This is a genomic window from Pseudoalteromonas sp. NS-SX12 (genome assembly GCF_057367955.1).
The window spans coordinates 1015577-1040379 of record NZ_CM170634.1 but is presented as its reverse complement, the minus strand read 5'-3'; the positions used below and the strand labels follow the sequence as shown (position 1 = coordinate 1040379).

Sequence of the window (24803 nt, the reverse complement as noted above, 5' to 3'; positions counted from 1 at the left end):
TTAACTCGAATGCGCTGGTTTAATCGTTGGTAACTGCTCGTTTTCTTGCATTAAACTAATTTGCAGATCTTTATCTTGCCAAATTACATTAAGTTTTTGTTGAAACTCAACTCTAAACTCTCGGTCATGCTGATAATTACCAATTAGCTCTGCAGAAATGGGTTGTACTTTTATATCAACATGTATTTTAGTGAGCTTGCCAAACAGCATGTCTTTACAAATTGTCTCGGATGTTCCGTGATACACAATGCTGGTATTTAACAAGCCATCCATTTTTTCACCAAGTACTTCAAGGGCAAAGGCAATACCCCCTGCTTTTGGTTTAAGTAAATATTTAAATGGACTGCGCTGCTTTTTGTGCTTCGCTTCGGTGTAGCGTGAGCCTTCAACAAAATTAATAATGGTTGTAGGGTTTAATCTAAAATGACGACAAGCGCGTTTAGTACGCTCTACATCCATACCTTTAAGTTTTGGGTTTTTAGCTACTTTAGCTTTGCTTACGCGCTTCATAAACGGCATGTCCATTGCCCATGCGCCAGCACCAACAAAAGGCACCCATTTTAATTCATCTTTTAAAAAGAACTTAGGTGCAGGTAAACGCCCTAAGCCACTCAACACCATAATATCAAGCCAGCTCTGGTGGTTTGCGATAAGCAAATACCATGCTTTCTCGTCGAGCTCACCTTCAATGTCAACTTGCCAGTTGTCACACGCCAACCACACGCCTAAATAGTTGCCCTTGCACCAAGCCGCATAAGCAATGTGTAAAATATCTCGGATAATTTGGAGTGGTAATACAATTTTAAGTAAGCCAATAACAAAAATAATACCGCCCCACAGCACGACATTACCGACTAAAATGGTAAAAATAATCGGTGCTAACAGCACACCTGGCAGGAATCTCGATAACATTAGACGCCCTCAGTTTGCTGTTGTTTTAGCTCAACAAGCTGCTGATCTTTACCTTGCCAAAGCGCATTTAATTCGTTTTGAAATTGCACCCGAAACTCTGAGTCACTCGAGTAATTACCGACCCAACTTGCTGAAACAGGTTTTACCTCAATGTGCACACGAATCTCTGGCACTTTACCCGCTAAGTAATCAAAGAAGCTTGGTGTGCCGTTTGGATAGCAAATAGTCACATCAACAAGTTTATTAAGTTGTTCGCCCATTGCTTCCATTACAAACGCAACACCACCCGCTTTAGGTTTTAACAGGTTATCAAACTGACTTTTTTGGCGTGTATGCTTATCTTTTGTAAAGCGCGTACCTTCTACAAAATTCACAATGCTCACAGGAACATGCTTGAACTTCGCACACGCTTTTTTGGTCGTTTCCATATCTTTGGTGCGCAGTGCTGGATTCTTTTTTAGCTGACTTTTACTCGCGCGCTTCATAAATGGAAAATCAAGTGCCCACCACGCTAAGCCCAAAAATGGCACGTAAATAAGCTCTTTTTTCAAAAAGAAGTTTAAAAATGGAATTTTCTTATGCAGAACGCGCTGCATCACTAAAATATCAACCCAAGATTGATGGTTGGCAACCACTAGGTACCAATCTTTATAGGTAAAATCGTGATCGCCCGTTACCACCATTTTAGTTGGCGTGAAAATGTATTGAATAATACTGTTAGTACCAACCCAACGACTCGCGCACCACTTAGCAACGGCACTCCACATTGCTTGCCATGACTTGATCGGTAAAAGTTTTAATACCCCAGAAATAAAAATTGGCACAAACCAAAATAAGGTATTAACGGTATAAAACAGTAGTGAAATAACGGCTCTTATATAATACAACATCACGCAACTTATCGAATTTACTGGATGAACAAGCTAAAAAAGGCCATATTTTAGCCTTTTTTCACTCAGCAATAAATAGCCTAACCAACAGGTCAGTCTTCGAAGTAAGTGTAACCACTTAAGCCTGCGGCTAATTCATCGAAATACGCTTGTTGGGTATCGCTTGATAAATTACTCGCAGCAAGGCGACTTTGATAGTTCGCTTTTAATGCGCCTTCATTGTAATGCACGTATTTCAGTACATCTTCAACGCTATCGCCTTTCAGCCCATTAGTGGTAGTAAAGCCGTCTTCGGTTAGCTCGATATGCACTGAATCTGTATCACCAAATAAGTTATGTAGGTCACCTAAAATCTCTTGGTACGCACCAACCATAAACATTGCTAGATGATACTGTTCACCCGGACGATAAGGCGGAATAGGTAAACTTGCTTCAACACCTGCACCATCAACGTATTCACGAATCTGACCATCCGAGTCACAAGTAATATCTTGAATAATTGCACGCTGTGAACATGACTCATCGAGACGCTCAATTGGCATAACCGGGAACAGCTGCTCAATACCCCATACATCTGGCAATGATTGGAATAAAGAGAAGTTAACAAAGAGTTTATCTGCTAACTTTTCATTTAAATCATCAATCACTTCTCGGTGTGAACGGGCGCTGGCATTAAGTTGGCCTCGTACTGCACGCAAAATATCAAAATATAAGGTTTCAATCTGTGACCAATCGGTCATCGATAATAAACCGTGTACATATTGTTCGTGCGCTTCACTGAACAAGTGCATTGCATCGTGATAAATTTCAAGCGCTAGACGCGGCGTTAAACGCTGTTTGGCTTGCCACATTTCTTGTAATACTTGCGGCGAATTATCTGAAAGTACAATATCGCTGTGTAACTTTGGCGCTTCTTCAACATCGATCACATCGGTAATCAATACTGCGTGGTGCGCCGTAAGTGCGCGCCCTGATTCAGTAATAATATCTGGCTGCGGTAAGTTAAGTGCTTCGCAGGTATCGGCAAAGGTATTCACTACGTTACGCGCATATTCGGCAACCGTGTAGTTCATTGAACATGAATTACGCGAGCCTGAACCTTCATAATCCACACCTAGGCCACCACCCACGTCAATGGTTTTTAGAGCTACGCCCATTTGGCATAACTCTGCATAATGACGCGCACATTCTTTTAAAGCGCGATGAATATCACGAATATTGGCAATTTGAGAGCCAATATGAAAATGCACTAAATTTAATAAATGCCCTTTGCCCGCTTTGTTTAAGCGCTCGATTGCACTTAGCACCTGACTAGCAGTTAAGCCAAATTTACCTTTTTCACCGCCGGTATTTTGCCACTTGCCTTTGCCTACTGAATTTAAGCGAATGCGAATACCAATTCCCGGCTCGATACCTAACTTTTCAATTTCTTGCAACAGTACATCAAGTTCAGAAAGCTTCTCAACCACAATATTTACATCGTGTCCCATGGCTTGGCCAATACACGCTAAACGTAAAAATTCACTGTCTTTGTAGCCATTACATACAATGCGAATAGGCTTATCCGCTACACCCAAAATAGCCATTAGTTCAGGTTTAGAACCTGCCTCTAATCCTACTTTGTTGCTTTGGTGGGCGAGTAACTTTTTAACTACGGATGATTGCTGATTCACTTTAATCGGGTAGACACAGGTGTAATTACCTTGGTAATTACGATTACTTTTAGCATCAGCAAATGCATTAACTAAGGTATCAACACGCGATTGCAAAATATCGGTAAAACGCACAAGCACAGGTAACGTTAACCCCTGCTCTTTAAATTGCTCTGTTAAGGTTGCCAGCGAAACACCCGGTTTGCTGTGATCTTTATCTGGAAATGCAACCACTTCACCTTGCTCATTAATATCAAAGTAGCCTTCACTCCAATGAGCGATATTGTATGTTTCACGTGCGTTAGTTATAGCCAATGTAAGGTCTTCATAAAGTCAGATAGTTAGCGATATTTTAATTTGCTTTTTACACACTAGCCATAAAAATTCATTTGTTCGGCTATAATTTTATTTTCTAATTGAGTAACACGCATTTCGCTGGCAAAATTGCCGCAATTTTTAAACACATAAATGGTAAGTGAAAACTACTATGTCTAATTTAGATGCTAATACTTGGTTCACTGAAATAAGTGATCGTGATGGCAGTGCTTTTTCACTGCGCATTAATAAAAAACTAGAGTCAAAACAATCGCCTTTTCAACTTGTTGAAATGTACGAAACAACAGACTTTGGTAATTTAATGATTATTGATGGCTGTACTATGGTAAGTACACGCGAGAACTTTTTCTATCATGAAATGATGAGCCATCCTGCGCTGTTTTCACACCCTGCACCAAAAAATGTTGTGATCATTGGCGGTGGTGATTGCGGCACATTACGTGAAGTACTAAAACACCCGGACATCGAAACCGTTCATCAAATTGATATTGATGAAGTAGTAACTGAAATGTCGTTAAAATACTTCCCTGAATTATGTGAATCAAACGACGACCCACGCGCATCAGTAATGTTTGATGATGGCATTAAATTTATGGCTGAAGCTGCACCAGAATCAATTGATGTCATTATTGTTGATGGCACCGATCCAGTAGGCCCAGGCGAGGGTTTATTTAACCATGCATTTTATACTAGCTGTTTAAAAGCATTGCGCACTGGCGGCATTTTGATTCAACAAAGCGAATCACCACTAATGCACCAACAATTACTGCGTGAAACCCGTGCAGCAATGTTAGACGTTGGTTTTGCCGATTTACAAACACTGCCATTCCCACAACCAATTTATCCATCGGGTTTATGGTCAGCAACGATGGCGCGCAAAGGCGAAAACTTCACTGCGTTTAGAGCACAAGACGTTGAAAATGCAGCATTTGATACTGAATACTACAACGTAGGTATTCATCAAGGCGCACTAGCAACACCTAATTTCTTAAAGCGTGCATTAGCTAAGTAAGCACAACTAACAAGTTAATAACTTTATAAAAGCCCTCTTTGAGGGCTTTTTGCGTTATTGAATACGTTTGCAAGCGCTGGTGTGATTTTTCACAAGCTTTTACTCTTGATGCTCCCACATTGACAACAAGTGAAACAAGATGAAAAAAGCGCTTTTACTGCTTATGCTTGCACCGTGCCTGCAAGCAAAAACTGTTACTGTAAGTTCGCCGAATCAGCAAATTAAAGTAGTTGTATCCGATGAGCAAGAACTGCCGAGCTACCAAGTAATTTTCAACGATCAAACACTAATTAGCCCATCAAGTCTTGGTTTTGATTTTCGCCAGCACCCAAGTCTTGGCCATAACGCAAAAATCAGCAATTCGTCCATTTCCTCACATAATGAAACATGGCAACAACCTTGGGGGGAGCGCCAGTCAGTTCAAGATAATCACAACAAACTAGCGTTAACTTTTTCACAAGCTAGCACCACGTTTAACATCACATTTAAAGTATTTGATGATGGCATTGGTTTTCGATACGAACTAGCTGCTAAACAAGGTTATCTTGGTGCAGAAATCAGCAAAGAACTGACACAATTTAACCTTACCGACTCACACGCGACACAATCTTGGTGGATTCCTGCCCGTGAATGGAACCGTTATGAATATGTTTACAACAAAACACCACTCAATGCTGCACGCCATATTCATACACCTGTCACCCTAAAACGTAACGACAATATTCACATTAGCATCCATGAGGCAGCGCTCGTTGATTTTGCTGCGATGACATTAAAGCAAGGCCGCGATGGACAATTTAGTGCCGATTTAACCCCTTGGAGCGATGGCACATTAGTCAAAACAAACGATGGATTTACCACACCATGGCGTACTATTCAGATCAGCGACTCGGCAGTTGGCCTTGCTAATTCAGACTTAATTTTAAACCTCAATGAGCCAAATAAATTAGGGAATGTTGATTGGATCGAACCAAGCAAATACGTAGGTATTTGGTGGGGCATGCATATTGGCGAAAATACTTGGGGCAGCGGTGATAAACACGGAGCTACAACCCAGCTAACCAAAGAATACATCGATTTCGCTGCCGAAAATGGCTTTAAAGGTGTATTGGTTGAAGGTTGGAATATTGGCTGGGATGGAGACTGGTTCCACAATGGGGATGTATTTAATTTTACCCAAGCATATCCTGACTTTAACTTTGCCGAGCTAGCAGCTTATGGCAAAGCCAAAGGCGTGGCGATTGTGGGTCACCATGAAACATCTGGCAATGTCAGCAACTACGCAAACCAAATGCAAGATACCTTTGCACTTTACCAAACGCACGGTGTTAGCCAAGTTAAAACCGGCTACGTTGCCGATGGTGGCAATATCAAACGAGTAGACGAAAAAGGCCAAGTAAAGCGTGAGTGGCATGACGGCCAATTTATGGTAAATGAATACTTAGCCAATGTAACACTTGCTGCCAAACATAAAATTAGTATCAATACTCATGAACCAATTAAAGACACAGGCTTACGTCGCACTTATCCAAATTGGATTTCTCGTGAAGGTGCACGCGGACAAGAATACAATGCGTGGGGAACACCGCCTAATCCGCCAAGTCATGTGCCTACCCTAGCGTTTACCCGCATGCTATCTGGGCCAATGGACTTTACACCAGGTATTTTTGATTTATCGTTTAATGGTTTAGGAAGTGACACTAATCGACCGCAAACCACGCTAGCAAAACAGTTAGCGCTTTATGTTGTACTTTATAGTCCGATTCAAATGGCAGCTGATTTACCGCGTAATTACCGTGCAAAGCCAGAAGCGTTCCAGTTTATCAAAGATGTACCAACAGACTGGCAACAGAGCAAAGCGATTGCTGGCGAAGTAGGTGAGTACATTATATTTGCTCGCCAAGATAAGCATTCTGATGATTGGTACTTAGGTGCAGTAACCGATGAAAATGCACGTACTGAGAAAATTAACCTTAACTTTCTCGAACCAAATCGCAAATACATTGCCCAAGTGTATAGCGATGGCGAAAACGCTAATTGGGTCGACAAACCATACGAAATGGCGATCTACAACAAAACCGTTACGCAAAATGACGAACTTGCCCTGAAAATGGCGGCGGGCGGTGGCGTAGCAATTCGCTTTAAAGCGCTTTAATACTTGCTCATGCCATACGGCATATCTAAGCCCTAACAAATGTTAGGGCTTTTCTTTTGCCTAATTTTAACTAAGCTTAGGTGATCGCAAAGCAAGTTGTGTGTTTTTAATACACACTTACTCAATAATAATAAGACAAAAGAGAATCCCAATGAAAAAACTATTTGTTATAGCCATGTGTTTGTTGCTGCAAACATTCGCTAACCAAGCCCAAGCATTAGACGAAAAACTAAAAATTTTCGAGCCTTATTTAGGCACATGGGAGTCAACATTTAGTAATGGTGCCGTTGATGTAAGTCACTGGGAAAGCGCACTAAATGGCACAACATTGCGCACCCTACACTCAATTAATGACGGCGCATACGGTGGTGAGTCGTTAATTTTTTGGGATAACAAAAAGCAAAAGCTGGTATTTTTCTACTTCACTACGGCTGGATTTTATACTCAAGGTGAATTGGAAATAACGGCAGAAAATGAATTCGTAGCGTATGAGGATGTTACGGGCAACAAAGATGGCATTACCAAAGTAAAATCTTCAAGCCGTTTAAGCGACGGTAAAATAGTGGTAAGCACCAGCTACTTCAAACAAGGTGAGTGGACTAAACCTGAATCTCGCAGTTATAGCCGCAGTACAAAAACAGTAAAATTCAAATAAATTAGACATAAAAAAGCCGACTTTGCAAAAAGCGAAGTCGGCCAAATAACCTAAGGGAAATAGTTCGTTCAGCAGCGAAGTATTTGAAATTAGTATACGGCCAGTAAGTTTCACTTTTATTACAAAGAGGGTAACCAGAATATAAAATTTTATGCTTTTTTTAGAAAAAACCACTGCACAAAAAGCGCCCAACCCTGTAACCAGTTAAGAAACAAGAAAAACTAACAAACATTTTAAAATATTGAAAATTAATATAAATCAATAAATTAAATCGATTGAGCACCACACCATTAAAAATAATGAGAATTATTCTCAAAAAGGTATTGACAGTTTTTTAGATCTAATTGATAATCAATCTCAACAAGGAAGCAGTACACGCACTCACTCTTCTTTGTGTTTCTCGACCCTAGTAGCTTTTTAGGCTACGGCTGCTAGCAGCAGCGCTTCGCGCCCCTGAAGCTAAGTTGCTAGTAGCCAATTTATACGAATTACTTGCTACATTGCTCATATCGGTGACGGTAGATATGAAACCAAAAGGCCTCAGAACGAGGCCTTTTTTATTTTTAATCGTGTAATTAAGTTGTTACAACATTAATGAGAATTATTATCAAAAAATATTTGACAGCCACCAAGATCTAATTGATAATCAATCTCAACAAAGAAGCATAACTCGCACTCACTCTTCTTTGTGTTTCTCGACCTTAGTAGCTTTTTATACTTAATTAACAAGCTACGGCTGCTAGCAGCAGCGCTTCACGCCCCTGAAGCTAAGTTGCTAGTAGCCACTTTATACGAATTACTTGCTACATTGCTCATATCGGTGACGGTAGATATGAAACCAAAAGGCCTCAGAACGAGGTCTTTTTTATTTGTATCCCAACTGTTCAATAATAAAGTCAGCCTCAATTAAACCGCTTGCCTCGTGAAATTTACTTATGGCAAATGCACGATAGCCAGCACTGTTCATAACGTTTTCAAAATCGGCAACAAACTTTTCACCAACATCTGACTTTGCACACGCTAAGTAACCTTTTACTGCGTGCTGAGCTTCCGTTAACCCATAAATAAAATAGTCTTTACCAATATTGGCATCGGGCTGACGGCTTTTGAATACCGATGAATATTCAATAATGCCATCGAGTTTGCCCTGTTTGAGCATCACTTCTAAACGCTCTGCTTTGTAACTTCCCGCGCCAACATACAACAACTCAGAATTTTGCATAATTAACTCATCAAGCTTTTCGCCGTAGTTGCGCCCTTTTACAACGCCAATATTTAGACCAAGCGATAATGCTGTTGTTAACGATAGCGATGGAGCCGTACCAATATCGCGATTTAAAATTAAGCGATTAGGCGCATAAACAATTAATGGCTGGCTTGCAAATACTGCAAGTTTTGCTCTTTTGGGTGTGTAGGTTTTGTTATAAACACAAATGTTGCTTTGTTTTTCAATTAGTCGCCACTCTCGCTCGCGACTGGTTTGCTGAAATGTTACTCGGTAGTCGTTTTTAAGCTCATCGGTAACGTAATAAACTAGCTGTGATACGAGGTCTGCTTTGCGTGTACCTTCTTCTGGCAATAGGTCAGTGGCAAAATAAATTTCTTGCTTAGCTGAGCAAACAAAACTGATTAAAAAAAGAATGGGTAAACAATTAGATAGGCAACGCACTACGTATTCACTACAGTTAAACACTGTTTTAACTGTAGTGAATAATTACTCTAAATCCAAGCTTAGCGACGATTTTTACGGGCGCGAGCGCGGCGTTGTTTTTTCTCTTCTTCACGAGCCTGCTTTTTAGCTTCAGCCTTGGCGCGTAATTCAGCTACCATAACCTCTTCTTCTTCGCGCATCTCTGGTGTTTCCATCGAAATGCGACCAATCACGGCATCGCGCAGTTCATTGATCAGAATTTCAGACATTTTGTGAGTATCGACTTGGTTGCCTGAACGAATGCAGCCACGTTTACGCCCTGCTTGTTCAATAAATTCCCAGTCTTGTTCTGGTAATTCATCCATTTTATAACGTGATTTTAATAACGCTGGATAGGCTGATAATAAATACTCAGCAGTGTAACTCGCCACTTCTTCATAGTTAATCGCGGTATCACGAATCGCACCGGTTGCCGCTAAACGGTAACCTGAATTTTCATTTTCAACTTTTGGCCATAACATTCCTGGCGTGTCGTACAACATAATGCCATCTTCTAAACGGATCTTTTGCTGCGCCTTAGTTACCGCTGGTTCATTACCTGTTTTAGCCACAATGCGGCCAGCTAATGTATTGATAAGCGTTGACTTTCCAACATTTGGAATGCCCATAATCATGGCTTTAATTTGCTTATCTGCGCCTACTTTGTGGGGTACTAACTTTTTGCAGAGGTCGTTGATTAAATGCACTTCGCTCGATTTATTGTTATCAAGCGGTAAGGTTTTAACACCCGCTTCACGCTCAAGATACGTCATCCACGCTTTGGTCATTTCAGGGTCGGCAAGGTCAGCTTTATTTAAGATTTTAATCACGGGTTTATCACCACGTAGGTCGCCAACCATAGGATTTTCACTACTGTAAGGAATACGCGCATCCAGCACTTCAATAATCACGTCCATTTGCGGCATGATTTCTTTTATCTCATTGCGCGCCTTATTCATATGACCAGGAAACCACTGAATCGCCATTTATTTTCTCCAAAGCATGAAAGTACGCGTATTTTAACTATATTCAGTTACAATAGCAGTAACCTTTCTTACATTAATAGAAATTATGGCGTTAAAGTCACAAGTACATAAGCTATCGCTTAATCTAAGCGACATGGATAGACACCACTACGGTGATTACAGTCTAACAATTGCTCAACATCCATCTGAAAACGACCACCGTTTAATGATCCGCATTCTAGCATTTGCATTAAATGCTACAGATACGTTGAGCTTTACTAAAGGATTGTGCGCTGACGATGAGCCTGAAATTTGGCAAAAGTCATTAAGCGACGAAATCGAAACTTGGATCGATCTTGGTTTACCTGACGAAAAACGCCTGAAAAAAGCCTGCAACCAGTCAAAACAAGCCATTTTATATACCTATGGCGACGGCGACCAAAAAGTGTGGCTTGAAAAGCACCAAGGTAAGTTTTTCCAGCACACCAACTTACGCGTGTTTAGCCTCCCATTTGAGCAGTCTCAACAACTTATTCCATTAGCAGCAAGACATATGCAGTTGTCTGTTACTGTGCAAGATGGTCAAGTTTGGGTCAGCAACGATACCGATTCAATTCTTATCGAGCCGATCACCATTTTATAAGTGAAAGTAGTATGGCGATAAAAAAAGTAGTTATTTTACACGGCCTGTATATGTCGGGATTTGTTATGCTGCCGCTCAGTAAACGCATAACAAAACTTGGCTTTGATACTCTGAATTTAAGTTATCAAAGCTTATCGCCAAATACTGCAACTATTTTTCAGCAAATCGATAGCTTTATTGATGGTGAAAATACCGCGTTTGTTTGCCACTCTATGGGGGGGTTAATTGCACGCGCCTACCTTGAAGCCAATAGCCAACACGCAGCAAGTGTAAAAAAAGTCATCACATTAGGCACTCCCCACAAAGGCGCCACACTTGCCAAACACATGAAAGATAAAGGGTTTGACTTGTTTTTAAAAAATAGTGTTGAGTTTCTTTTATCTGAAAACCACGATTGGCCATTTAGCGCCAAGCTTTACAGCATTGCAGGTGATCTGCCACTTGGTTTAATGCCGCTTATTAAGAAAAACAGTGAATCTGACGGCACTGTATTGCTTGATGAAACCAAACTCAAAGGCATGGCAGAGCACAAAGTCTTTCATTTAAGCCATACCAGCCTCATTTATTCCCGTAAAGTAATGGATTACATTGAGTCCATTTTATCATCACAAAAACAGAATACAGCAATCGACTTTAAGTGATTTATTCAATTAAAAACTTATCTGATAATAAACCCATCGAAACAAGTTAAACATATTAAATACATTGAATATGAGGTGGGTTATGAGAAACGTTTCAATTATTGGATTAGACAAAACAATTACAAACAACTTAGTTGCTGAACTAAATACCTTACTTAGCAGTTACCAAATTCAGTACATGAATGCCCGTGGTTTTCACTGGAATATTAAAGGCGAAAACTTCTTCGAGTTACATGCTAAATTTGAAGAAATCTACAACGATTTACTGTTGAAAGTCGATGAAATCGCTGAGCGAATTTTAACGTTAGGTGGTGAACCGCTACACGGTTTTTCAGACTACCTTGCCAACAGCAAGATCACTGAAGCAAAGAACATTAGCGCGGGGCGTGAAGCGATTAGTAACCTACTAACAGGCTTTAGTGAGTTAATTGCAACACAGCGTTCATTACTAACATTAGCTGGTGACGCTGAGGATGAAGGTACAGCCTCATTAATGAGTGATTACATTAAAGAGCAAGAGAAACTAGTTTGGATGTTAAACGCTTACTTAAACTAAGTTAAATTGTTTTCAAATTAGTACGAAAAAAGGCAGCTAACGCTGCCTTTGTCGCAAGTAAAGTAAAACTAATTGGGACAAGTTTAATGACCTGAATCTTCGTCATGAGATGCAGCATACTTATACGCTGCAAATGCAATAATAAATAGTAGCAAAGGTACAGGCGCTGCAATAATGCCAAACGAACTTGAGTTAGCAATGCTTGCACCAGCTAAGTGACCCACAACAGTAACAACTAATGCTAATACTGCGATAACCGTAACGATAATTTCTGATTTTTGCACATTTCTCATAACGAAATTCCTTCTTAAACTATCCAACTTATCGGTGATAAATCGGTTTCTGGAATTAAGTATGCGCCCGTTTTGAGATTGAGAATTGACTTAAATCAAGTTTATTTCCTAACCAATTACCAGCCGATTCGAAACTTGATTTAGCTCAAAAATTCGACCGAACAAGAAATAATTGGCAGTAAATATGCTTAAAAAAAGAGGCCGAAGCCTCTTTTTAATATTAGCGTTCTGAAATCGCCCACCCTAACATTTGTTTAAAGCTTGGCTCTTTACCATACATCACCATGCCCATTTTAAATAAGCGTCCTGCTACACCACGCATATAGATGCACAATGCCAGCGTCAGTACCAGTGACAAAATAGGTTGCCAAATCGCCACATCAACTAACGCCATTTTAACAGGCATTACAGCAAACGCCGTAAGTGGGAAGTAACTTAAAAACGTCATAACCCAACCGCTGGGGCTATCCATTAATACAAACGCTAAAATCATTGGTACAAGCGGGATCATCATAAATGACGACTTGCCACTGTGGTTTGGATCATCAATTGCAGCTGCAATTGCCGCCATAAATGCCGTTGAGAAATAAAGGCCGAGCAATGCAAACGCCAATACCCAAGGCAGCAAATACCAATCAATAAACGACAAGTCGAGTGCTTGTCCTTGAATAATCACCTGTAAAAATGCAACGCCTAGCAATACTGAAATAACGGTACTTAACATGGCTTTTAATGCCAGTAACACTTGACCTAGAATTTTTCCGTCGACCCAAGTTTGTGCGCTCATTGTGGCGTAGAGTTGTTCTGTTACACGCTGCTGCTTTTCGCCTGTAATCGAGACAAATACCTGAGCAAACGACATAAAAATACCAACCGATAACAACACTAAAACACCTATTGCTGTAGCACTTGAATGGCTTTCTTCACTTTTGATATTTTGGTCTAAATACACAGCTGAAACTGAAATTGGGTTATTAATCAATGCTAATTGCTGCGCCGAAAGCGAAAGTTTATCACTGACTTTTTCAACATAGTGCTGTTTTAGCGCGTTTTGCAGAGTCTGTTGCCACGCCATTTTACCTTTGCTAATAAACTCAATGTTTACAGGGCTTACGGCTTCATCAATGAGTAACACAGCATCAAATTCTTGCGCTTCAAGGGCAGAGGTAAGCTTTTCTTTATCGTCTTGTGTTTGCGTAAACACATAACCGTCCAAGGTCATGTCAAAAGCACTATTAGCCAAAACTGCAATGCGATAATCACTGCTAGTAAAACTTGACGCACTTTGCCAAAAAAACACAACCACAGCGATTACCAGCATAATTAACTTGCTAATAAGCTCCTGTTTCCATTTGAAAAAGTGCATAAACTCCCATTTAGCAACTTGTGTTACTTGGTTATTCATCACTACTCTCCTCAGTTAACGCATGCTTTTGGTGCGATTCAATTGCTTTTAAATACATTTGATGTAAATCCATGGTGCGGCTTGATAAATGCTCTACTTGACCTAACTTCGGCAGAATTGCTAACGCATCATTTAGCTGTGCTTTATCGTTTAACGTAACAACCAAGGTATTCGCTTTATTTAGGCGGTAGTTAATGTCGCCAAAATGCGTTTGCAGCGCTTCGGCATTTAATTCACCGCTAAAGCTCACCTCTAGCTCTAATGCACCACCAATTTGCTCTCTAATCGCACTAAGTGAACCATATAAAACAGCTTCGCCTTTGTTCATCAACATCATTCTGTCGGCCATTTTTTCTACCATGGCCATTTGGTGGGCACTTAAAATAACCGTCATTCCCTGTTGCTTTAATTCTGCTAAAAACAATACAACTTTTTCTTGGTTAATCGGATCGAGTCCAGAGAATGGCTCATCCAAAATAACAATTTCGGGACTGTGTAAAATTGCGGTGATCAGCTGTACTTTTTGCTGGTTACCTTTTGAAAGTGATTTAAGCGGTTCATTTTCGCGGCCTAGTAAATCAAATCGCTTTAGCCAGTAATCAATATTTTGTTTTGCTTGTTGTTTACTTACACCATGCAGCGCAGCAAAGTAATGAAGGTTTTGCAGTAAGGTTTTTTCGCCATAGAGTCCGCGGTCTTCTGGTAAGTAGCCCAGTTTATTCGCCGGAATTTCACTAAAGTAGCTACCATCTAATTGAATTGATACTTTTCCGCTATCAGGTTTTGTAAAACCTACTAACATACGTACGAGCGATGATTTACCTGCGCCATTTGGCCCCAATAAGGCAAAAATTTCGCCTTTATTTACCGCAAAGCTTAACTGATTAACCGCTTTAGTTGAGGCGTACTGCTTACTTACCTCTTCCACACGGATCATTGCCTGTGTCATTGTTTTTCCCGCTTTTTCTTATTGTTTGTAATATTTTACGGGTAAACAAAGGGATAAACAGATCGCTCGTCATTTTATATTGCCACTTATCATTAAAATACAGATGATTAGTTGCTGGTAATTTGATGTTAAGCTTGGCATTATTGGCCCTCGATATTTCGTGGGTTGTGATATATGGATAATCTTAAAAACTTGCTAGCAGACTCAGAGCTATTGTTAAATGCAGTTGGTGAAGGCGTTTATGGTTTTGATTTAGAAGGAAAAGCAGTATTTATAAACCCTGCAGCAGAACGCATGACAGGTTGGCAAGCCGGCGAATTACTCGGCGAAAAAATTCATCAATATCATCATCATAGCCACGCCGATGGCAGCCCATACCCAGCGCATGAATGTAATATTTATGCCACCATGCAAGACGGACAAGAGCGCAGTATTAGCCACGAAGTATTTTGGCGCAAAGATGGTTCAAGCTTTCCTGTGGAATACACCTCAACTCCCGTTTATAAAAATGGCGAAATAGTTGGTGCTGTTGCAATCTTCCGCGATGTAACTAAGCAGCAAGAAAGCGATCGCGCACTGCGTGAAGCACTAACCCAAGTGCAAGCCTTATCTGAACAATTACAAGCAGAAAATACTTATCTTCAAAGTGAAATCGACGAAAACTGGAGCGATTCTGGCTTAGTAGGCCAAAGCCCGCGATTTAAGCAACTGCTTGAACAAGTAAGTTTAGTCAGTAAAACCGACAGCACTGTGCTGATCTTAGGTGAAAACGGCACAGGTAAAGAGCTGATAGCCCGTAATATTCATCGCTTAAGCAAACGCTGCCACAATACTTTGGTTAAAGTAAATTGCGCGGCTTTTACACCTAGTTTGTTAGAAAGCGAGCTGTTCGGTCATGAAAAAGGTGCATTTACTGGCGCTACCGAAAGACGTAAAGGGCGCTTTGAACTGGCAGACAAAGGCACCTTATTTTTAGACGAAGTTGGCGAGCTAAGCCTAGAAGCACAGAGCAAATTACTGCGTGTACTGCAAGAACAAGAATTTGAACGCGTTGGCGGTAACCAAACAATTAAGGTTGATATTCGCGTTATCGCAGCAACGAACAAAGACCTATTAAAAATGGTTCAGCAAGGCGAGTTTCGCATGGATTTATATTATCGCCTGAACGTTTTTCCCCTTACTATGCCCGCTCTTAGAGAGCGCTTAGATGATTTGCCTTTGCTTTGTCATAACATTATTTCAGAGCTTGCTCGCAAATTGAGCAAACCAATCAAAGGCATCAGCAAGGCCAGTTTAAAGCGCCTTGCAACCTATCATTGGCCCGGCAATATTCGTGAACTGCAAAACGTACTCGAGCGCGAAGTCATCTTAAGTCAGAGTTCGCTAATTCAAATCAAGCAAGATTTTCAAGCCAACTTAGATGCCAGTAACTTTGCACAACTTACGCTAGCAGAAATGGAACGCTCTTACATAGAGCAAGTGCTTGAACAATGCTCAGGTAAAATAGGCGGGAGCAATGGCGCGGCCAAACTGCTCGATTTACCAGAAAGCACCTTGCGCTCAAAAATGAAAAAGCTCGGTATTACACGAATATAAAATCACGTTTTTAGCTGTTTTTATCATAAAAAGAACAGCTAAAATCCACGATATATCGCGGACACGCGAAATAACGCGGCTTGGACAAAAACCAAAAACAACAATTAACCTTATATTTCACGAGGTTACGGCAACTTCTTTTTGGCATAGTATTTGTTAAGCACTAGATAAGCGCAATGCTCTATCTACTGTCGAGAAATATTATGAAGTTTGATATCAAAGAAGAAGATCTGATCATTAAGCCCTACAAAACTGAGGGGCCAATTTACGTCAGATCACAAAAAGGTAAATACCAAAAGTTACGCCGCTATATTGGCTGGGCATTGATGTTGGCATTTATCTTAATCCCTTTTATTCCTTACCAAGGTCAGCAAGCCATATTGCTCGATATCGGCGCGCAGCAGTTTCGCTTTTTTAATACCACCTTATTCCCGCAAGATTTCACCTTGCTAGCATGGATATTTATGGCAGGTGCATTTGCGCTATTTTTTGTTACCACCTGGCTCGGTCGAGTTTGGTGTGGTTACACCTGCCCGCAAACGGTATGGATGATGATGTTTATTTGGGTTGAAGAAAAAGTAGAAGGCAACCGTAATAAACGCATTAAGCTTGATAAATCACCGATGTCATTTGAAAAGTTTCGCAAAAAAGGCCTCAAGCATTTAGCTTGGCTGAGTATTTCATTTTTAACTGCTACCACCTTTCTTAGCTACTTTGTGCCTGTTAAGGAGTTATATAGCAATTTAGTAACCTTAGATTGGTCTGGCTTGATTTGGTTTTGGGTAGGTCTATTTGCCGTGTGTACTTACGGTAACGCAGGTTTCTTAAGAGAGAAAATGTGTATTTACATGTGCCCATATTCTCGCTTTCAAGCAGTAATGTTCGACAAAGATACGTATGTGGTTGCCTACGATGAAAAACGTGGTGAATCACGCGGTCGCCGCAAACGTAAAGATGACCCGAAACAACTTGGTTTAGGTGATTGTGTTGACTGTAACCTATGCGTTGAAGTGTGTCCTGCCGGTATTGATATTCGTAACGGCATGCAATACGAGTGCATTAACTGTGGCGCATGTATTGATGCTTGTGACGAAACCATGGAAAAGTTTAATTACCAAAAAGGTTTAATTAGTTACACCAGTGAACACCAACTAGCCGGCCAAAAAACAGATAAATTCCGTTTAAAGCTAGTAGGTTATGGATTTTTTACCGGCTTAGTAATCGTCACTATGCTGATTTGGATGAATTTACGCGTACCTATTGAAACCAGTATTCTACGTGACCGAAATGCGCTTTATCGCGTGAATTACGAAGGGTTAACTGAGAACACCTACACGCTAAGAATTACCAATAAAACGCAAAATACCCTGAATTACACGCTAACACTGCTCGAAGACTCACGTTTTGTACTAAGCGCACCACACAACATTGTTATTCCAGCTGGTGAAATGAGCCAGTTCCCAGTCACAATTACGGCTGATGGCTATGATTTAAAACAAAAAGTGACGGATGTTCGCTTTAAAGTTCAAGCTATTGAGCAACCAGATATCCAAATCATTAAACAGTCTAAGTTTTATAAACCCTAAGCTGTAAAATCAACTTATAGCTAAGTTCCCTAGCACGCAAGGCTCAATCTAATTGAGCCTTTTTTCTTTACAATAGCTCAAACGCGATCAATAATCATTATCATTAAGTTGGTAGGTTAGGTATTTTAATATGAGCTGGCAATCCACAATGATTAAAGGCAATGAGTGTTTTGATTCACATAATTGGCTAGAGGCGGAGCGCTACTATAATCGCGCTATTGAGCTGGTTGATTTGCTATGGCAACAAAAAATTAGCAACTTAGAAGCGATGCAAGCTTGGGTATGCGGCTATCAGAACCTCGCTGCCACCTACGAACAACAAGGCCAGCTAGAACGTGCACTGCAATGTTTATTGCACGCCCATTATCGCGTATTACAGCAAGCCAACAATAAAGCGATCTCAGATCACGCACAAAGCCATGCCTTACAGATGTCTTCGGTCACATTTAAAAGCATTTCGGCATTTAAAGGAAAGCATGCAAATTACACTCGCTGTATGGATGTGCTTGACCATGTGTGTGCCGCCCCCGCAGATATTAAAAACGCAAAATTAAAATCTGCGTTAGTGCACTAGTTAGGGAAGTTGGTATGTCTAATTTATACATCAAAATCATAGCAGTATGTTTATTGCTTCCGCACAGCCTTATGGCACATACAGGGCATGATCATAGCCCATTGTTTGACCTGTTCATTCACTTAGCATGGATAACACCAACGGTATTACTGTTTGTTTTTGTCAGTTACAAGATAAAAATGCGTAACCTTGCTAAGGAGGGAATATGATAAAAGCAGCAAGCTTGAGCAGGGCTCTAACTCAGCTCGATAAACTATTTAAATTTGAAGTTGTTACGGCAAATTGCGACGCATCGCTTAAAACAGAGAACACAAAAAATGTTCGGATTAAGCATAAATAAAGTAACTGGCAACAGCATGTCGCCCGCAATAATGCCCAATAATTATGTGCTATTACATAGCTTTGGCAGTATGAAACATTTAAAAAAAGGGCAAATAGTTAAAGTCGCACACCCTATTTTTGGCGCCATAATTCAACGCATTGCCTATCAAGATAAAAATGGTCTTTATTGGTTAGCTGGTGACGACCCAAACAGTTTAGCCTGCTGCCAAATAGGACCGATTAGCGCCGAGCAAATCATCGGCGTAATGATTTGCAACCTGCGCTAAGTCGCTACGAGATTACGCATCGAACGCGTCAAAATTCTCTTTCACAGCAAGACTCTAATGCCGAGTATTAACCAAGTTTTGCAAGTTAAATTCTAGCGGTTGCTGCGACGATACAGAAAAACGCGAAAAATCGATTTGTTCAAACTCTTGTTCACGTAATAGTTTGCCAAACGGCGCTCGAGCTGGTGAGTCCGAGGACTCAAAAATTGCGAGTTGCTGACTCATAGCGCCCGCGCTTTCTGGGTAAAGGTGATTATCATGCAGCATCAATAATGCTTTTGCGCCTAACGTTACATGCCCACCAAAAGACACATCGGTCACATACCCTTTATCGTGAACATCCCAATTAATGCCTCCAATAATGACCTTGTCTGATTGCTTTAGCTTATTTACCGCTGCAATTGCACCAAACGCCATTGCATCATTTGCCGACCAAATAATGTCAGCGGGATGCTTTGACAATACGCCATAGGTTTTTTTGTAAGCTTTCGACTCCGACCAATTGGCAACCGTTGAGTCTATTAAACTTACATGAGGGTGTTTTTTTAAGGCGCGCTGCAAACCAAAGCGACGCTCCTCTGCCGCTGGTGTATTGTAATCACCAAGCAGTGCATACATAGTCAGCTCCTGTTTTTTAAACTTACTAGCGCGTTTAATTAATGCCTGTGCAAGCTGTTCACCAACCTCTTTATTGTTCGGCGATAAACACCCTATTACTTTACCCGTGATCGCCTTTGGCAGCGATGCCTGCTGTGAACGGCTAAATTTATTGAGCAGCAAAAACACTTTAATCTCGGTGCCAACAAGTTGCTCTAGCATTTGCGGTAACATTTGCTTTTCGTTTACGAGAATTAAGTAATCGGGCTTTAGCGCTATCGCGTCGCTAACCAGTTTTTTCATCAGAATATGATTTCGTTCAGCATGCAATGATACGAGATCGATATTGAGGTCGTTTGCAGCGGCAACCATAAAGTGATTCACGTTTGGCCAAAAGTCGCCAGAATCATTATCTGTGGCATAACCCGGGTTAATAAAAACAACCTTCATATGGGAATTGGCACTAGCAAATACTGACCACATCAGCAGCATAAAAAACAACCAAACACGCACGACACTATTCACTTTCACACAACACCTTACTGCATCTAGATGGCTATAAGTATATAACTTAAACAAAAATATAGCTGCATGTTCTCAACTAATCAGAGCAGCTAACCAAATCGGTAATGGTTTTTACCGTAAAGTGTTAAACTTACTAAATATAGCAGCCGTTCTATACTACAACCCTGGTAAATAGAGATGCTTGATTGGATATTTTCACACTTTTCAGTGCCTACAGACAGCTTACTGATTTATGGTAGCTACAACCCTTGGCTAGTTGCTCTTTCAATTTTAATTGCCATTTTCGCCTCGTTTATGGGACTGCAAGTCGCGTCACAGGTGAGCAAAACACATTCAACAGCACGACGCCACTCCATGCTGGCAATTGGCAGTATTGCGTTAGGCGGTGGTATTTGGAGCATGCACTTTATCGGCATGCTCGCGTTCGATCTATGCACACGCGTCGAATACAATGGGGCAATTACTTTTATCTCAATGTTACCGGGCATTTTTGCTTCTTGGGTCGCGCTCAATTTTATAAACAGCCACCATAGAGGCTTTATTCCGCTGCTAATTGGCGGTGTGTTAGTCGGTGCAGGCATCGGTACCATGCACTATACCGGTATGGCAGCGATGGAAATGGCACCTTTATTGCGCTACGAACCTTGGGTATTTGGTTTATCGATTGTGGTTGCCGTGTCACTGGCTATGTTGTCGTTGTGGATTAATTTTGGTCTTGCGGTTTTTAGCGCAAAAGGTAAGTCCTTGCCTTACGCCAAAGTGTGGTCGAGCATTATTATGGGCTGCGCTATTACTGGTATGCACTATACCGGCATGGCAGCGGCGCGTTTTGTTAGGCCTCCTGGCCTTGAGCTCAGTGAACAAACTTCAGAAGTATCAATCTATCTCGCACTGGGCATTTCAATTACCACAGCCATCATCATTTGCTTAGTGTTGGGCTTAAATATGCTTTATCGCTACAAAGATATTTCGCGCCAAGCCGCTGAGAGTGAGCGCCGTATTCGCGCCATGATGGATACCGCAATTGACGGCATTATTAGCATAGATAGCCAAGGTAAAATCATCGGAATAAACCAAGCGACCGAGCAACTACTGGGCTGGCCTTCGTCTGAATTAATAGGGCAACACGTTAATGTATTGCTGCCAAAACTTGATCACACGGCCAGCAATATTGACTTAAAACGCTACCTAACAACAGGCACCAATAACCTGATTGGTAAAGCACATGAAGTTGAAGCAACACATCAAAATGGTACCGCTGTAGCCGTTCGTCTGGCTATTGGCCATGTAATGCTAAGCGAAAACGACTTTTTCGTGGCCTTTATCAGTGATATCCGCCCGCGCCTACGCATGGAAAAAGCGCTGAGAGAAAACGAGGAAAAATTCCGCTCGCTGATCACCAATATTCCGGGCATCGCCTACCGCTGTAAAAATACACCTGAGTGGCCAATGATGTATATCAGCAATGCTGTACAAAGCATCACAGGCTATCATGCAGCCGACTTTCTAATGCCAAACCCCAAACGCAGCTTTTCTGATTTGTTTCATCCTGACGACAAAGAGCGCATTTTTGCCAGCATTCCAGAGCAAGGAGCATTCAGCTTAGAGTACCGCATAATAAATCGTGATGGTGAAGTTCGTTGGGTGATGGAACAAGGCACACATGCCACCGATGAAAGTACGCAAGAAGCTTGGTTAGATGGCTTTATTATGGATATTACTGAGCGCAAACAAATGGAACAAGCGCTGGTGAATGCGAAAGAAAGTGCTGAACAAGCAGCCGCTGCCAGAGCTAGCTTTATGGCCAATATGAGTCATGAAATTCGCACCCCCATGAATGCCATTATTGGCTTTAGCGACATTTTACTAGAAAGCGATTTGCAACAAGAGCAGCAGCGTCATCTAACAACGATTAATAACGCAGCTAAATCTTTGTTGCACCTACTCAATGATATTTTAGATAGTGCCAAACTCGACAAAGGAAAACTGGAACTCGAAATTAGAGATTTTTCACTTGTGCAAGAAATCGATGAAGTTGTTTCCACGCTATGGTTGCAGGCGCGCAACAAAGGCATTGCACTTAACTTAAATCTCGATCCTAAATTAAATGCCAGCTATTTAGGTTCGCCAGAACGCATTCGCCAAGTGCTTACGAACTTAGTTAACAATGCCATTAAATTTACCCACCAAGGCAGTGTCACACTAACTGTAAAGCCAACCAAAGATAACCAAGTGTCCTTTGCTATCGAAGATACGGGTATTGGCATGACCGAATCACAGTTACAACATGTGTTTGATGCGTTTACTCAAGCTGACTCGTCGATGAGTCGCCGCTTTGGTGGTACCGGACTTGGCACAACAATCAGCAAACAGTTAGTAGAGTTAATGGGCGGAGAAATTAGCGCCACCAGCACACTTGATAAAGGTTCATTGTTTTATTTCACCTTGCCACTGGCGGCAAGTGCCACAGCTGACGCCAAACCTCTTGCAGCACCATCTGATGCGGTAAAACTGCCACCGTTAACCATTTTAATCGTCGATGATATTCAGCAAAATATCGAGTTACTATCCGTGCTACTGTCGCGAGAAGGGCATACAGTAATAACTGCTCGCGATGGCCAGCAAGCGTTAATCCGAATGGCATCGGATGATGCCATTGACCTTGTAATTATGGATATTCAAATGCCAGTAATGGATGGTTTAACCGCTGCAACCAAAAGGCGAGCGATCGAGCAACAACAAAATTTAGCCCGACTTCCTATCATTGCCTTTACTGCCAGTGTGTTAGAGGCCGATAAAAAAGCCGCAGAAAGTGCAGGTATGGATGGTTTTGCCAATAAACCCGTTGATAAAAACGCGCTATTTAATGAAATCAGCCGAGTGCTAGGATTTAATAATTCAATCACGCATGTTAGTAGTAACAAAAACCATGATAAATTAATTGATGAGAAAAAAGGCATTGCGCTATGGGGCAGTAAAACGGCTTACTATCACGAACTGTCGCGTTTTATTTCCGAGCAACAAAGTGCTGTTGAACTGCTATCGACTCATTATAAACAACAACAGTGGTCCGAATTATTGCAAATCGCGCATGGTTTAAAAGGCGTATGTGGCAACCTGTCACTTACCCAACTTATGCGTAAAGTTGAACTGCTCGAATCAATTATTTGCAGTCACCCGGAACAAGGTGAGGCAACATTGCAGCAAATTGACACCACTTTCAATCAAGTAAAGCAAAAAGTCTTAGCAGAGCAGAATGAAACACCTGAAGAGCAAAATAACAAACACATCCAACCACAGTTATTAAACGTATTACACAGCTTGAAACATCATGCAGAGCATAACGAAATTGATGAACAGGCACTATCACAGTTACTCGCCTTACAAGACGAACACTACCATAATGAAATTATGGCCATTAGTAATGCAATTAACGACTTTGACTTCGCGCTCGGCTGTGAAGCCATTGAGCATTTATTAAATAAGCTGACATAAGGTATCTCAATGCAAGATAACACTCCCCTGATTTTAGTTGTTGATGATGAGCCAGCTAATTTACGAGTACTAAATCAAATACTTAACCAAGATTACCGTATCGCCTTTGCTAAAAGTGGTGAAGAAGCGCTGCGTTTAGCGTGTAGCCAACAACCACAGCTTATTTTATTGGATATTATGATGCCTGATATGACTGGGTTTGACGTCTGTCAGCAACTGAAAGCCAATACGCTAACACAGAACATTCCGGTTATTTTTGTCACTGCATTATCAGAAGAAGCCGACGAAACTAAAGGCTTTGAAATTGGCGCTGTTGACTACATCACCAAGCCGGTATCACCTGCCATTGTTAGAGCCAGAGTTGCAACCCACTTATCGCTAGTCAATGTTGAAGAGCTAAGAGAAACGCGACTGCAAATCATTCAACGCTTAGGTCGCGCATCCGAATTTAAAGACAACGAAACTGGCATGCATGTTATGCGCATGAGCCACTTCGCTAAAATTATTGCCTTAGCCTATGGCTTTTCAGAGCAGCGTGCCGACTTGCTACTACACACAGCCCCAATGCACGATTTAGGCAAAATCGGCATTCCAGATCACATCATGCTAAAACCCGGTAAACTCACCGAAGAAGAATTCGCAATTATGAAAAAACACCCTGAAATAGGTGTTGAAATACTCGGTGATGACGATTCAGAGCTCATAGCGTTAGCAAAAACAGTGGCACTGACCCACCATGAGAAATGGGACGGTAGCGGCTACCCTAAAGGCCTGAAAGGGGAAGATATTCCAATTGAAGGGCGCATTGTTGCACTGGCCGATGTATTTGACGCATTAACCAGTAAACGTCCCTACAAAGAAGCGTGGAGCATTGAAAAAACTATGGATTTTTTACACGAGCAAAAAGGCAAGCACTTTGAGCCTAAGTTGGTTGATTTATTTAACCAAGAGCTCGATAAAATCCTCGCTATTAAAGACAAATATCAAGACGAATAACGCTGCAACATAAAAAAAGGCTGAACTTAAGTTCAGCCTTTTCGTTATTTAATCTGAAATCAGATTACGTAA

The 24803-nt window shown here is 41.2% G+C and carries 21 protein-coding genes; 12 read left to right on the top strand and 9 right to left on the bottom strand.

Annotation, left to right across the window (positions count from 1 at the left end):
- The 3 genes from AC2IOM_RS04975 to speA all read right to left on the bottom strand — a co-directional run bounded on the left by AC2IOM_RS04975 (position 1) and on the right by speA (position 3769).
- On the bottom strand, positions 1-912 hold the full coding sequence (locus AC2IOM_RS04975; RefSeq protein WP_486359290.1) for an acyltransferase: 912 nt from the start codon (positions 910-912) through the stop codon (positions 1-3).
- Positions 912-1799, bottom strand: coding sequence for an acyltransferase (locus AC2IOM_RS04970; RefSeq protein ID WP_486359550.1), 888 nt, complete (start codon positions 1797-1799; stop codon positions 912-914). The genes AC2IOM_RS04975 and AC2IOM_RS04970 overlap by 1 nt, the downstream gene beginning before the upstream one ends.
- Before the next feature lie 95 nt (positions 1800-1894).
- Positions 1895-3769 (bottom strand): biosynthetic arginine decarboxylase, encoded by a 1875-nt coding sequence (speA, locus tag AC2IOM_RS04965; RefSeq protein WP_486359289.1) that lies wholly within the window; start codon positions 3767-3769, stop codon positions 1895-1897.
- Between the two features lie 172 nt (positions 3770-3941).
- Here speA and speE point away from each other — a divergent pair, with 172 nt between their 5' ends.
- From speE to AC2IOM_RS04950, 3 genes are all read left to right on the top strand, one after another.
- Complete coding sequence (gene speE / locus AC2IOM_RS04960; RefSeq protein WP_486359288.1) at positions 3942-4802, top strand: polyamine aminopropyltransferase; 861 nt, start codon at positions 3942-3944, stop codon at positions 4800-4802.
- A gap of 139 nt (positions 4803-4941) precedes the next feature.
- Entirely contained in the window at positions 4942-6957 is a 2016-nt protein-coding gene (locus AC2IOM_RS04955) for a glycoside hydrolase family 97 protein (RefSeq protein ID WP_486359287.1), read from the top strand.
- Positions 6958-7108: 151 nt separating this feature from the next.
- Positions 7109-7612 (top strand): hypothetical protein, encoded by a 504-nt coding sequence (locus AC2IOM_RS04950; RefSeq protein WP_054978273.1) that lies wholly within the window; start codon positions 7109-7111, stop codon positions 7610-7612.
- A gap of 865 nt (positions 7613-8477) precedes the next feature.
- Here AC2IOM_RS04950 and AC2IOM_RS04945 read toward each other — a convergent pair.
- Positions 8478-9281, bottom strand: coding sequence for an ABC transporter substrate-binding protein (locus AC2IOM_RS04945; RefSeq protein ID WP_486359286.1), 804 nt, complete (start codon positions 9279-9281; stop codon positions 8478-8480).
- A 62-nt stretch (positions 9282-9343) separates the two neighbouring features.
- Positions 9344-10288: a ribosome biogenesis GTPase YlqF gene (gene ylqF, locus AC2IOM_RS04940; protein ID WP_010561437.1), complete on the bottom strand. Its 945-nt coding sequence runs from the start codon at positions 10286-10288 to the stop codon at positions 9344-9346.
- Between the two features lie 85 nt (positions 10289-10373).
- On the opposite strand from ylqF, the gene AC2IOM_RS04935 reads away from it, so the two are divergent.
- The 3 genes from AC2IOM_RS04935 to AC2IOM_RS04925 all read left to right on the top strand — a co-directional run bounded on the left by AC2IOM_RS04935 (position 10374) and on the right by AC2IOM_RS04925 (position 12107).
- Positions 10374-10910, top strand: a complete 537-nt coding sequence (locus AC2IOM_RS04935) for a YaeQ family protein (RefSeq protein WP_054980909.1) — start codon at positions 10374-10376, stop codon at positions 10908-10910.
- Positions 10911-10921: 11 nt separating this feature from the next.
- Entirely contained in the window at positions 10922-11551 is a 630-nt protein-coding gene (locus AC2IOM_RS04930; RefSeq protein WP_138631644.1) for a DUF7379 domain-containing protein, read from the top strand.
- An 82-nt stretch (positions 11552-11633) separates the two neighbouring features.
- The gene (locus AC2IOM_RS04925; RefSeq protein ID WP_105173114.1) at positions 11634-12107 is read left to right on the top strand and encodes a Dps family protein; all 474 of its coding nucleotides are present in this window, start codon (positions 11634-11636) and stop codon (positions 12105-12107) included.
- 83 nt (positions 12108-12190) lie between these two features.
- Here the strand turns inward: AC2IOM_RS04925 and AC2IOM_RS04920 are convergent, their stop codons facing one another.
- From AC2IOM_RS04920 to AC2IOM_RS04910, 3 genes are all read right to left on the bottom strand, one after another.
- Positions 12191-12400 (bottom strand): hypothetical protein, encoded by a 210-nt coding sequence (locus tag AC2IOM_RS04920; RefSeq protein ID WP_010561433.1) that lies wholly within the window; start codon positions 12398-12400, stop codon positions 12191-12193.
- Positions 12401-12620: 220 nt separating this feature from the next.
- Positions 12621-13805 carry an ABC transporter permease gene (locus AC2IOM_RS04915; protein WP_486359285.1) on the bottom strand — a complete coding sequence of 395 codons (1185 nt, stop codon included), beginning with the start codon at positions 13803-13805 and terminating at the stop codon, positions 12621-12623.
- The gene (locus AC2IOM_RS04910) at positions 13798-14754 is read right to left on the bottom strand and encodes an ABC transporter ATP-binding protein (protein WP_100914382.1); all 957 of its coding nucleotides are present in this window, start codon (positions 14752-14754) and stop codon (positions 13798-13800) included. Before AC2IOM_RS04910 ends, AC2IOM_RS04915 begins: the two co-directional genes overlap by 8 nt.
- 174 nt (positions 14755-14928) lie before the next feature.
- On the opposite strand from AC2IOM_RS04910, the gene AC2IOM_RS04905 reads away from it, so the two are divergent.
- From AC2IOM_RS04905 to sodX, 4 genes are all read left to right on the top strand, one after another.
- Complete coding sequence (locus AC2IOM_RS04905) at positions 14929-16350, top strand: sigma-54 interaction domain-containing protein (protein WP_486359284.1); 1422 nt, start codon at positions 14929-14931, stop codon at positions 16348-16350.
- Positions 16351-16553: 203 nt separating this feature from the next.
- Positions 16554-17936: a cytochrome c oxidase accessory protein CcoG gene (ccoG, locus tag AC2IOM_RS04900; RefSeq protein WP_486359283.1), complete on the top strand. Its 1383-nt coding sequence runs from the start codon at positions 16554-16556 to the stop codon at positions 17934-17936.
- 130 nt (positions 17937-18066) lie between these two features.
- Positions 18067-18510, top strand: coding sequence for a hypothetical protein (locus AC2IOM_RS04895; protein WP_486359282.1), 444 nt, complete (start codon positions 18067-18069; stop codon positions 18508-18510).
- Between the two features lie 317 nt (positions 18511-18827).
- Complete coding sequence (sodX, locus tag AC2IOM_RS04890) at positions 18828-19118, top strand: nickel-type superoxide dismutase maturation protease (protein WP_010561425.1); 291 nt, start codon at positions 18828-18830, stop codon at positions 19116-19118.
- Between the two features lie 54 nt (positions 19119-19172).
- On the opposite strand, the gene AC2IOM_RS04885 is transcribed toward sodX, so the two are convergent.
- Complete coding sequence (locus AC2IOM_RS04885; RefSeq protein WP_486359281.1) at positions 19173-20246, bottom strand: ABC transporter substrate-binding protein; 1074 nt, start codon at positions 20244-20246, stop codon at positions 19173-19175.
- 171 nt (positions 20247-20417) lie between these two features.
- Here AC2IOM_RS04885 and AC2IOM_RS04880 point away from each other — a divergent pair, with 171 nt between their 5' ends.
- Both AC2IOM_RS04880 and AC2IOM_RS04875 read left to right on the top strand, forming a co-directional pair.
- Positions 20418-23735, top strand: a complete 3318-nt coding sequence (locus tag AC2IOM_RS04880; RefSeq protein WP_486359280.1) for an MHYT domain-containing protein — start codon at positions 20418-20420, stop codon at positions 23733-23735.
- A 9-nt stretch (positions 23736-23744) separates the two neighbouring features.
- Complete coding sequence (locus AC2IOM_RS04875; RefSeq protein ID WP_486359279.1) at positions 23745-24731, top strand: response regulator; 987 nt, start codon at positions 23745-23747, stop codon at positions 24729-24731.
- Positions 24732-24803: the final 72 nt, after the last annotated feature.